The organism is Roseobacter sp. EG26 (genome assembly GCF_049830555.1).
Lineage (GTDB): Bacteria > Pseudomonadota > Alphaproteobacteria > Rhodobacterales > Rhodobacteraceae > Roseobacter.
Genome location: NZ_JBNBLH010000030.1, coordinates 1 through 11,261, shown reverse-complemented (window position 1 = coordinate 11,261; position 11,261 = coordinate 1). Strand labels below are relative to the sequence as shown.

At 54.2% G+C, this 11,261-nt stretch carries 8 protein-coding genes; 3 read left to right on the top strand and 5 right to left on the bottom strand.

Annotated features, from left to right (window positions below):
* Positions 1–131 precede the first annotated feature (131 nt).
* Together ACOTTU_RS24625 and ACOTTU_RS24620 are read right to left on the bottom strand one after the other, a co-directional pair.
* Positions 132–473: a hypothetical protein gene (locus ACOTTU_RS24625; RefSeq protein WP_425662141.1), complete on the bottom strand. Its 342-nt coding sequence runs from the start codon at positions 471–473 to the stop codon at positions 132–134.
* A gap of 393 nt (positions 474–866) precedes the next feature.
* Positions 867–3,308 carry a methyl-accepting chemotaxis protein gene (locus ACOTTU_RS24620; RefSeq protein ID WP_425662139.1) on the bottom strand — a complete coding sequence of 814 codons (2,442 nt, stop codon included), beginning with the start codon at positions 3,306–3,308 and terminating at the stop codon, positions 867–869.
* A 227-nt stretch (positions 3,309–3,535) separates the two neighbouring features.
* On the opposite strand from ACOTTU_RS24620, the gene ACOTTU_RS24615 reads away from it, so the two are divergent.
* On the top strand, positions 3,536–3,820 hold the full coding sequence (locus tag ACOTTU_RS24615; protein WP_425662137.1) for a hypothetical protein: 285 nt from the start codon (positions 3,536–3,538) through the stop codon (positions 3,818–3,820).
* 2 nt (positions 3,821–3,822) lie between these two features.
* Here ACOTTU_RS24615 and ACOTTU_RS24610 read toward each other — a convergent pair whose 3' ends face one another.
* Complete coding sequence (locus tag ACOTTU_RS24610) at positions 3,823–6,129, bottom strand: SulP family inorganic anion transporter (protein ID WP_425662135.1); 2,307 nt, start codon at positions 6,127–6,129, stop codon at positions 3,823–3,825.
* A gap of 50 nt (positions 6,130–6,179) precedes the next feature.
* The gene (locus ACOTTU_RS24605) at positions 6,180–6,791 is read right to left on the bottom strand and encodes a VPLPA-CTERM sorting domain-containing protein (protein WP_425662133.1); all 612 of its coding nucleotides are present in this window, start codon (positions 6,789–6,791) and stop codon (positions 6,180–6,182) included.
* A gap of 320 nt (positions 6,792–7,111) precedes the next feature.
* Here ACOTTU_RS24605 and ACOTTU_RS24600 point away from each other — a divergent pair, with 320 nt between their 5' ends.
* Positions 7,112–8,863: a helix-turn-helix domain-containing protein gene (locus ACOTTU_RS24600; protein ID WP_425662131.1), complete on the top strand. Its 1,752-nt coding sequence runs from the start codon at positions 7,112–7,114 to the stop codon at positions 8,861–8,863.
* Between the two features lie 592 nt (positions 8,864–9,455).
* Positions 9,456–9,662, top strand: a complete 207-nt coding sequence (locus ACOTTU_RS24595; protein WP_425662129.1) for a hypothetical protein — start codon at positions 9,456–9,458, stop codon at positions 9,660–9,662.
* A 132-nt stretch (positions 9,663–9,794) separates the two neighbouring features.
* On the opposite strand, the gene ACOTTU_RS24590 is transcribed toward ACOTTU_RS24595, so the two are convergent.
* Complete coding sequence (locus ACOTTU_RS24590) at positions 9,795–10,988, bottom strand: NADH:flavin oxidoreductase/NADH oxidase family protein (RefSeq protein WP_425662127.1); 1,194 nt, start codon at positions 10,986–10,988, stop codon at positions 9,795–9,797.
* Between the last annotated feature and the right edge of the window lie 273 nt (positions 10,989–11,261).

The window sequence follows — 11,261 nt, the reverse complement described above, 5'->3', positions numbered from 1 at the left end:
GTCCAACCGAACCGGACCATTATTGACTGCGGAGAGAAGCTTGACCCGGATGAGAGACACGATCCCAAAGCATGGAAACGATGAAATGAACTTGACCCAAACGCCCGATTAGAGAAGCTGCCGTTCAGAAATTACAAAGAGGGGTCAGCGGAATTGCCGTCACTCCAAATCAGCATATCATCATTCATAGCCTGTGCGACCTTCAGGAGTTTTTTGCGAAGCTCACTCTCGTTTGTTCCAATACCAAGCCCCATGTATTCGGTCTCAATGAAGAAGAGATACTCGACAACCTCCGCTAGAGAGCATTGATTTCGCAGCATTCCGGCCGCTTTCATCAGATAGGTGTCATATTCATCTACAAAAGTCTCGTCCCTCCAGATATCCGATTTGCCATCCAAACCGATTGGGTCCCACAGAGACCAACCAATTTCTCTCAGTCTATTCAGATCAAGTCTTGGGTGTTTTTTGCTCATTCTTGCAACATGCAATGAACGCCACTAATGTGGCAATGATCAACGGGTCAAGGCTGGTCACTTTGGGCTCGAGGCAGCCATGCGATGGCGCTGGAATTCTGGTGACGGCGGGAAAACAGCCTTCGCTGTAAGCGGCCCAAACCTACCTTTCACCGACCGGTCAAGATGCTGCGGTCGCAGCCCGCATAGCCGTTCGTTGCACGGGCGAAATGCGGACGCGGTCGAACTCACGGATCGCGGACTACCCTCATCTCAATTTTGTATGAAGGCCTGACGCAACGATCCGGGCCACTAGCCCAGCCTTACAAAGTCCGCCTCTTGCGCATTTCTGCCCTGCGGATTGAAGCACGACGCAGCCGCATTTGCAGATGCGGGTAGCGAAGGGATCGCCGATTAAAACTCTTCCCAACTGTCATCAAGGGAGCTTCCGCCACCTGCGGATGCCTTTTTCTTCGGGAGGGTGATGGCGTCGACAGCTGGCTTCCGATCAAACGGAATGATCTCGGAATCTCGAACTCCAGCCTTCTCTTCAGAAACACCGTGGAAATGGCTGAGCGCTTCGCCCAGGGCTTTCGCTTCTTCGTTCAGCGAGACACTGGAGGCCGTCATTTCTTCCAAGGCAGCAGCATTAGTCTGCGACGTTGAATCGATGGATCGGATCGCGGTGTTCACCTCCTCAACGCCCATCGACTGTTGATCAACCGCAATAGCGATGTCGGAGATTTGGTCGGACGCCACCTCAACCTCCGAGATGATGTCTTCCAGCGCTCTTCGGGATTTCCCGACTTTTTCAACGCCAGCTTCGACGCTTTGAGTGTTCCGCTCAATCACCGTGCTGATTTCCTGCACGGCATCCTGAGAGCGCTGCGCAAGGGCACGCACTTCGGAAGCCACGACGGAGAATCCACGACCAGCTTCACCGGCGCGCGCGGCCTCCACACCCGCGTTCAGGGCCAGGAGGTTGATTTGGAATGCAATATCCTCAATCACTTTGACAACGCGATTGATTTGGGCAGAGGCCTCCGTCATCACGTTGATCGAAGCCTCGGTTTCCTCAGATATCTCGCGATTTTTATCCGCGCTCTCACGTACCCGCCGTGTAGCTTCATCAGCAGCCTTCGAATTAGCCGCTACTTGACGGATACTGGCCGCAATCTGTTCGACGGCTGCCGAAGTTTCCTCGACGGCTGCCGCGTTATCCTCTGCGCGTTTTGCCATGTTGAGGGACGATTGTTCCAGTTCTGAAGATGTCGAAGATACACTCAAACCGCTTTGCATGATCTGTGCCATGGTCTGAGAAAGCGTTGCCAGCGCTGCATTAAAATCATCCTTCATCTGGAGGAAGGACCCCTGACGCTCGCCGTCGATGCGGACGCCAAGGTTGCCCTTGGACAGTTCGCCGATACAATTGACAATATCATTGATGTTCGTCTCTGTGGTTTCGGCAATCTGGTTGATGCCCGCACAGAGCTCGGCGAAAATACCATCCTTGCCAACCATATCGAGCCGCTGACCGAAATCTCCACATGCGCAGGCCGAAACAACGTTGGCGATTTCCTCAGCTATTACGAGTTCAGAGGCACGTTTGGCTTCGGCGTCAAGCCGCTGTTGCTCTTCGGCTTCCTTCTCTTTTGCCAGCGCCTCCGCCTCAGCGCGTTGCTGCTCGGCCAAAGCCTCTCGCTCGCGCGCCTCGGCGGCGCTTTTGTCAGCGCGGGCCGCTTCAACTTCCTTTAGCTTCTCTCGGAAATAGTCGATGCTTTTGGCGATCGCGCCGATCTCATCCTTGCGGTCAGCGTAGTGAACTTCGGCATCCAGCTCACCATCGGTCAGTCTGCTTATGGTACTGGTCAGAGACACGACAGGTGTGGATATCGATCGTGCAAGAAACACCGATGCGACAACTGCAACACCCAGACATCCAGCGACGATCAGCAACAATTTGTTGCGCATATTTTGCACAGGTGCAAATGCCAGATTTTCATCGACTTCACCAACAAATGCCCAGGAAGCCCCCTGGAACAGCAACGGTGCTGCTGCTTGGAGATATTGGGTTCCATCTCGCATATCTGTCATTGTGCTGGCGCTTCCTGAAAGAGCCGCAGCTATAGCGCTCCCGGAAACGTTCTCTTTGAGAAATGTATCCGTCCCGAAACGAGGATCTTCATTTCTGAGAAGTCCGTCACTTCCAATGATCATGGCATGGATGCCATCGCCGAGATCGCCTACCAGCGCCGACAGAGTATCGATAGGCATCTGAAAAGCGATGACTCCGAGGAATTCTCCACCCTCTCCAAGGACCTTCTTTCCGATAAAGCTTGCCGGCGCTCCCTGACTGGGAGCGTAGGGGGCGAAGTCCGTAAATGAGATTTCTCCCGCTTGGCCATCACGCGCAGCCCGAAACACCTCGCCAAGCCCGGTGTTGGCAAATTGCCCAGTCTCGAAATTGGTGGCAAAGTCGGCCTCTTTAAATACGGAATAAACAAGGTCCCCGTCGGCATCCAGCAGGAACACATCATAATAGCCTCGTTCCTGTTGCAAGGCGGTGAAGCTCGGATGGAAACTGCTGTGATCATAAGAATATTGACTGCCATCGCCAGGAGACAGCAGGTTGTGTTTTTCCCCGACAGGATGTGGATTGTCCTCTATGTAGAGCCTTTGAAGCTGTTTTTCGGCACCGGACCCAAGTGCGTCCCATGAATTCGAAAACCGATTCAGAGCGTTCCGCGTCATCGCCATGGATGACCACAAGTTTACATCCTGTTCGATGGTAGTCAGGTAGGCGTTAAAGCCATCCAGCGCTGCGTCTCGACGGTCTGCCAACTGCGCGACGATCATTTCTTCGGTGCTATTCTTTTGGGACACAATTGCGACGAGTGACAAAACCCCGAGAGAGAGCGCAACCAATCCCGCAATCATGAGGGTGAGTTTCTTTTTGAGTTTCATCGAGCTGCCATCCTTTTGCCGACAGAACTTGCCCGGCGCTGTTTGTTACGCCCTCGACTCACCCCAAAAGCATGTTTTTCGAGCCCGTCTTAAGGGTACTTAAACAACAGGTGGTAAAGATGGAAAGTGATGCCGCCACCAGTAGATTCTTGCGCTTAGCGCCATTGGTGCAACTCGCAGCATTGGTCAGTTTGGGCTCGCAGCCGACATCTGAAGGTTTTGGTCAGGTGACCACAGCCAGCCCGGAGGAGACATTCAATCCAAGGACTGCTCTAACGGGTGTGCGGACAAAGAACCGGACCTTGATGTTCCGAGCACATAGGTCTGCTTTAGCTACATCTGTAACAGCAGCAAATGCGGCAGTAGCGCAAGCTGCTCTTGTAGTTTTCCTTGAAAAGAAATGAGCTCAATCGATCAAGGAACGGACAAGCGCGTTTGATTGATCGAGGCGCTCTGCGATGGTTCGCAGGAAATAGGTACGGAGCGTGTGAGCCAATTCGGGCTGCGTGCGCGTCATCTGCAACAAATCATCCTGCCTCAACCGCCAGAGAATTGCGCCGGTTTCCGCTATCGCAGACGCTGTTCGGGCGCGCTGTAAGAAGAACGACATCTCTCCAACAATTGTACCAGGACCCAGTGTGCGCAAGTGCACGGGCAGTTCAGTCGGTGTCTCCAACTGAACTTTTACAAATCCATCTTCGATGAAGTAGATGTCCGACCCCGCGTCGCCTTGCTGGATCAGTGGGCTCTGTGCATTAAGCACAATTTTTTGGAGATATGGTCTCAGGGCTTTAAAAGCGTGCGGATAGTCGAGATCACGAGCCAGCCTATCTGCAAAGCGTTGGACGTTTCGCGTACAGGGGCGGTGCTCCCAGTCCCGTAACAGACGGTCTTCGCACCAAGTGACAGCTTGGTCTAAATCGTCAAAATGCAACAGAGGTGGGCCATGCTTGCCGTTCAGGATCAACTTTTTCAACCGTTTGGAGAGGGTGGGTTTGAGCCCGGCGACGATCAGTCGGCCTTGCTTACCCCAAACGGTGTCGCAGATTTTAGCGAGAATCTGGCTGGCTGAAGAGTCAAAGCCAGTGACATCCCGGCAATCCAGAATGAGAAAGCGCATTTCCGACGCATCGGACGTCTCGAAACATCCTTGGACGCGATGGCGCAGGTGGTGCACGGAGCCAAAAAAGACGAAGCCCTGAAGCCTTAGAAGCTGTATCTTCGCACCGTTCTCCCGAAGATAGGCCTGGTCATCGGGATCATGCCCGACGCGACTGTGATAGGTTTCACCGGTTATTGTATACTTCACGATGTCGATGCGCGCATACTCCAGCAGGAAGAGTGTGGCAGCCGCCAAAACACCGACGGATAGCCCCTCCAGCAGCCCGACATTGATGATCAGAGCAACAATCAGCAGGACGACGAGGTACTCACGCCGCGAGACCTTCGCGTAGATGCCGATCAGCCATTGATAGAGTAACCCGCCACCGATCCAGAGCAGAAGACCCCCAAATAGCGGGATTGGAATGACGCTCAGCAAGGTCGTGCCGTAGAGTAATACCACCCCGCATACGGCTGCCACCAACACCCCTGTGATCCGATAGTGCGCGCCCAGATGATTTGCCAGCATGGTCAGACCGAGCCCCTGAAAGCCCGCAGCCCCGCCCCCCGCACCTGCGAGCATGTTTGCAAGACCAGCAGCCCGCAGCTCACGATCCAGATTGATGTCGCGCCCCAGGGATAGCTCAATACCACTGGATGCCAAGAGCAGCGCTGTGCCACTGATGGCCAGTAGCGCGCTCATCTTTGGGAGCTCTGACCAGATCACCGCCCAATCGGCTTGCGCAAGCGGGTTGCCTTGGAACGGCAAGGTAATGTTGCTGTCTTGCGGTGTAACAAAGAGCCACCCGTGGCTTTGAAGCTCGGCAATGGGCACGTCGAGCATCCAGACGGACACATGAAACACAAACACAGTGCTGGCGGCTGCAAGCGGCAGGACCAGTGGGCTTCTGTTGCGCCGAGCCGCGAGATCGACGACGAGCGCGAAGGCGGCGGCGGGGAGCCATTTTTGCAGGTTTGGGACCTCAATCAGTGACTGGAGGTTCTGTACGGTAAGAGGTGTGCCCAAGGTAACGGCCATTCCGCCCGAGACGATCAGCCAGCCCATTCCTGCCAGAAAACCGGCCAGAACCGGATAGGGGATGAACCGGATCAACCGACCGAGGCGGAAAAGCCCCATAGCCAAGAGGGCTGCACCCGTCAGTGCTGTTGCCAATCCGATCATGACAATTATCGTGGCGAGGATTTCAGCCTCTGTATGCGCCGCGAACATCGTGCTGTGGATCGACGCTGCAATGACGGCCAGCGTTACAACCGTCACCTCCTGCGTCACAGACAACATGCCGGGAAGGGAGCTGAAAAGAGCGATCACAATGCTTAGAACGATGGTTCCAAAGAGACAGATGCCAACGGCCAGCGAGATGTATGTGCTGAGTACTGACGCGAACAGCAGAGTGGCGGCCGAGATAGCAAACATCGCCGTGAGCAGCCCGCAGATTAAACCAGCAGCGAGGATCGCCGGTAGGTCTTGCAGCAAATGTCCAGGGGATGCCTGGGCACTGGCTGTTGGTGTTACGGGTTCACGCCTCTCGCAAGCAGCAAGATGGCTGCTGGGGTCCGGTCCAAATGCCTCCGCGTGGGCGTGATCATCCATGAAACGTGATACGACATCCAGGATGCCGCCCTTGGAGTGCTAACTGGGTCTTAGCGAGTTGCTCGTCCATTGCGCCCCATCCGCACCGCACCGAGCCCGAAAAGACCTGCAATCAAGAGCAGCCCGCCCGCAGGTAAAGGAACGGCAGTAATTCGCGATGGCGTGAAACGGGCAAAAGTGGAGCCATTATTGTTGGTTAAGTCGAAGTCAATGAGTGGCAAACCGAGCCAAAAATTATCGGCTACGTCGCGATTGGCAAACACGCGTGTTTCGGCACTTTCGTTCCTGGAGGCGGAAGGTAACCCAAATGGAATGTGGATAAAGCTCAGCTTGGTTGCTTCGATACCATTTGTGAGCTCGGGGGCGCTGTCGAAATTCCCCAAAGGTCCATCGATGAAGACAGTCTTGCTGAGGCTGATGGCTGCCGTGGTGGCCAACTCAAATGTCTGAAAAGCAAAATCTGACACACTGTCGCATCCATCAAAGATCTCTACGCAGGTGCCATCTACAAACTTCACGTCATAAAGCGTGCCGTCGACATCGACGTTTCTGGCGCCCAGCAGTTGGCCGCCGACGACGTTCAACTTGACGGTAGCAGCTAGGCTCGATGTCGCCGTCAGCGCAACCAGAGCTGTGGCAAAGGCAAAGGCTTTAAAGGTCATATCTATCTCTCCTTATCAATAGTCCTGCTCGACAGGCCTCTGGGACGTTTCATGCACACAGAGCTGTGCGGTCTGAAGCTGCCCCGATATGAGGACGCGCGCGAATGATGTCTGCGTGGCCTGTTCCAGCCTCAGGGAAGCTCCCTCCGAAGTTGAAATGAGCTGCAGTTACGGGCATCATCAAACCCTGCTTGGCCGGGCAAAGAAAACCGGTGTACCGACATTTGACCCAAACGTGGCCAAGTTTGTCCCGAATGAGCGCTGTCGGATGCCGAGAAGTCGCATAGAACCGTTGAAGCACACAGTGTTGGTTGGGAACGATGATCAGATACTATGCTATGGCCTGCGCGATGTTTCTGCTGTCTTGTAGCGCCGCTGTCGTTTGGGCGGCGGCGCCTTCTGATCAGGCCTGCCAGCATCCGCAGCAGATATCTGCTGTGGCAAATACATTGTCGGATTTACCGACTGGTCAACTCCGCACCCTTCAAGCGGAGTACCATTTGGATCATGCCGGGGATATGGTGCCTGATCGTATCGGCACCGCTGTGTTTGCACCGGCCAACTGCGCAGGGATTTTCCATGCGCCGTTGCCAGGTCAGTCGGTTTGGTTGCGCTTTGTGCTGCGCAATTCGTTTCCGGAACAACAGCGTTGGGTCGTCACGTTCATCGAAGCGAACTTTGATGAGGTGGTTTTGTTTGAAGACCAGAACGGGTCGCTGATCGAGCGTGCACGCACGGGGCAAACCGTCCCCTTTGAAATCAGAGACAATACCGAATTCAATACCGGCTTTCCCGTCGTACTGGAACCAGGTGAAGAGCTGTTGCTTTACCTGCGCATTGCAGGAACGTTTGAGCCCACCATCACGGCCATTCTCATGTCTGATGAGCTGTTTTTCGATTGGAGCACGCTCATCATGATAATCAGAGCGCTGTTCTTGTGCTACGTGGCCCTGTTTGCCGTTATCAGCCTGATTGTTTTTCGGCAAATCCACGTGCGATACTATCAGTATTATACCCTGTACATGCTGTGTCAGTTTGCGTTTTCATTCATATTCAATGGATGGCTAAACAAGTATTTCGGGGTCACTCTTCCGGTCACAACCCTGATGCCGATCTCGGAGTTCTTTGCCGGACTGAGTGTTTTCGTAAATATTCAGTATTGCCGCATTCTACTCAATGCGGGCACCGACACACGCGTTTGGCGCCGGTTGTTTGTTACGCTGTCCTGTATCGCACTCAGTGCCACCGCGTTGGCAGTGCTGGACCCCTGGCGCCTCTCAACCCCGCTGCATCTGCTCTACTTCGTTTGCCCGTTGGCGCTGCTTGTGTTCGCGATCCGAAAGATTCGAGAGGGTCTGCCTCAAGCCTGGCCCATTGCCGGGTCCTTGCTTTCTTTGAGTTTGGGGCTTGCCATCGCGGTTTTCGCCTTCATGGTTCCTATCAACATTACCAATGCGAATTTTGCCTACGAATTGGTGCTGATGCGCCCGCTTATGTGGGGATACTATCTGGCAATCCTCGGCGAAACGCTGTTCATGATGGTGGCGATATCAACGATGGTGCGCGGGCTACAGAGAGAAAGGCTATCCGCCGTTGATGAGCTCGCGTTAATGGAACGGCAACTCGAAGACATCCGTCATGAGCAACGGGCAACCGAAAAAGCAACCACTGCACGCCTCGAAGCGCTGGAGGATGCCCTGCAAGGTGATCCGGAAACCCGGCATCATCTTTCGGCCAAACAGCAGTTCTTGAATCGTATCACGGAATGTGTTCTCGACAGCTTGGCGGATCATGAGTTTGGCGTTGAGAAGCTCGCATCCAAACTCGCAATCAGTCAAAAAACGCTTGGACGTCGGCTGAAGGAGGCTAATGGGCAATCTCCCGCCGCGTTCATTCGGTCGGTGCGCCTGAACTTCGCTCGCAATCTGATCCTTTTGGATCAATACAACACGGTTGCGGAGATTGCTCACGCATCCGGCTTCTCAAGCGTCAGCAACTTCGCCAAGCTCTACCGGCAAGAATTCGGCGAGGCACCCAGTAAATCCATCAGTCTGTTGAGGAAGATTCAGTAGACCTAAAAGACCAGTGGATCGAACAACAAACTCCGGCCGCCAGCCAAAACTCCAAAGTGGCTACTAGAACGTGGTCCGGCCGAATGCCTTCAAACACTCATTTTTAAGATTCCTGGCTGCTTCATCCCGACAGTCGGGCTTTGTCCATTTGCGCGAATTGACGAAATTCCCTGAAGACGACAGACCCCGACAAGCTTATGTCTGTTGCCGTCGAAATTGACGAAATATGGTCCCTCTGGTCAGCTTTGATTTGTTAAGGCTGCGAATACCGCGCAAACAGATCAAATGTTTTCTACTGGTCGCGACGTTCAACACCTTTCCCCGTCGTATTCCCAAAATGAGCCTCGGGCAGCTTCTGGGAACTGCGACCGCTTTGTATTCTGGTTTCGGTCGTCGCTAACCAATGCAGCATTGAACTATTTGGGCTCAGAGTTGCCATCCGACAGTTTTGGTCAGTCGACCGGTCCAGCCCCAAAGCGGACATCGGATTTTAGTAACGGCCCAATATCCAGCAAGGTCAGGTCGACATTGCCATCAGGATCGTTTCTGTCAAACATCTGTTTTCAGCAAACCCAATGACGGCAAGGCCTAAATGAACTATCAAGAGTGTCTGCACTCGACCTTTTCCGACATCGAAAGCTGGACCATCGCAATCGTCGGGCTGGCCCTCGCTTTTGTCTTGAGGAGATTTGGTCGGACCAGCATAGCTGTTGTCGTGGCGTCTGTTGGCGTGGCCTTTGCTGTTTTCTGGGCCTATCTCCACTACGAACTGAACTGTGTGGAACTGTTTGGTCTGTAGCGTTTGAACTCCATGCCGCAAACTGTCGGCTTTGCTCGCTTGAATGGAGCCAGCCGGGAAGAGACATTCAATCCAAGGACTGCTCTAATGGGTGTGCGGACAAAGCGCCAATTCGCTGCAGCTGCGCCAATGTCAGCTAAACGTCGAATTCCAAATCTTGCGCCGAGCGTAATCTCGATCCTCGTAAGCCTCGATAGCGTTAGCCAGATCATCGGGGGACAGCCCGGCTTCGCCTCTAGCCTGTTGGGTAATTTGCATCGTAAACCACGCGGTCACACCACCTTCAGGTGGGTTATTGAAACGCGGAAACTGCGGCTCTCCTCGTTCACCTGCTAGCCAGTTATACGGCAATTCGGGATCGACTACCAAAGCACGTGCCATTCCAATGATGTCGGCCTTGCCATCCGCTACGGCACTTTCGGCTTGAGCGAGCGTTTTGAACCCACCTGTCACCATCAAGGGAATGCTGGTTTTTGAACGCGCCTGCTCTGCGAAGTCCAAAAAGTATGGGCCAGAGCCAGCGCGGTCAGATGATGACTTTGCGCCGGGAAAGTAAGTGCCACCGCTGATGTCGATTAGGTCGATGGCTGTTTGGTCTACCGCCGCAACCACCTCAAGAGCCTCGTTCTCTGCAAAGCCGCCCTCAAGCTGATCGGTGGCGTTCAGTTTGACACCAATGGGGAAGTCCGGCCCAACAGCATTACGCACGGCGTTGATGACTTCCAGTAACAGCCGCATCCGGTTTTGCAAAGCCCCCCCATAGGCATCCTCGCGTCTGTTGAACAACGGCGAAAGAAACTGGTTCAGCAGGAACCCATGTGCTGCGTGAATTTCAACACCGCCAAACCCAAGCTCTTTCGCAATGGTGGCGGTTCGGGCAAACTCGGAAGGCAACGCTATGATCTCTTCCAATGACAAAGCACCACAAGCCAGGCCGGGCAGATCTAGTGCGCTTGGCCCTTTAGGTGTGCTGATCGGGGCATCTGCCATTGCGCCAGCGTGACCGAGTTGCAACCAAAGTTGAGCGCCATCCGTTGCACCCGCACGGGCGAGCTGTTTGAGCTGATAGTGGTCTGAATCGTCGCCCACGATTAGGTTGCCGGGTTTTTCGGCATATTTGGGCGTGGCCTGAACTTCTCCGATGATCGACAACCCAAGGCCACCTTTGGCCCAGCGTTCATAAAGGTTGATCTGGTCGTCTGTTGGATTGCCAGCGCCGTCGCCCAGCGAGTCAGACATCGCTGATTTGGCTATTCGGTTTTTGAGTTTGGAGCCGCAGGGCAGCGTTAGTGTTTGGTTGAGGGGTGAAGAATGGTTTTGGTTCATGGGGCACTCTGTTTTTCAGGAATGATACGCAAAAGCTGCCATTCGTGCAAAGCGTAGTATCGGTTGCTGTGGGCTCATTCCTGCCGTCGGTGCCGTAACAGCATCGGTTAATCTGCAGCCCGAATTACCTTCGCAGACGGCCCATTTGTATGTACCGGCTGCTGTTCGCAATTGATTTCTTCGCACGTTCTCGGAAGTCGCTCATATGTATCCGGCCTACTGATCGACACGCGGGTCGTGGCCTTGTTGGGGTTACGCTCGCACCGTGATCTC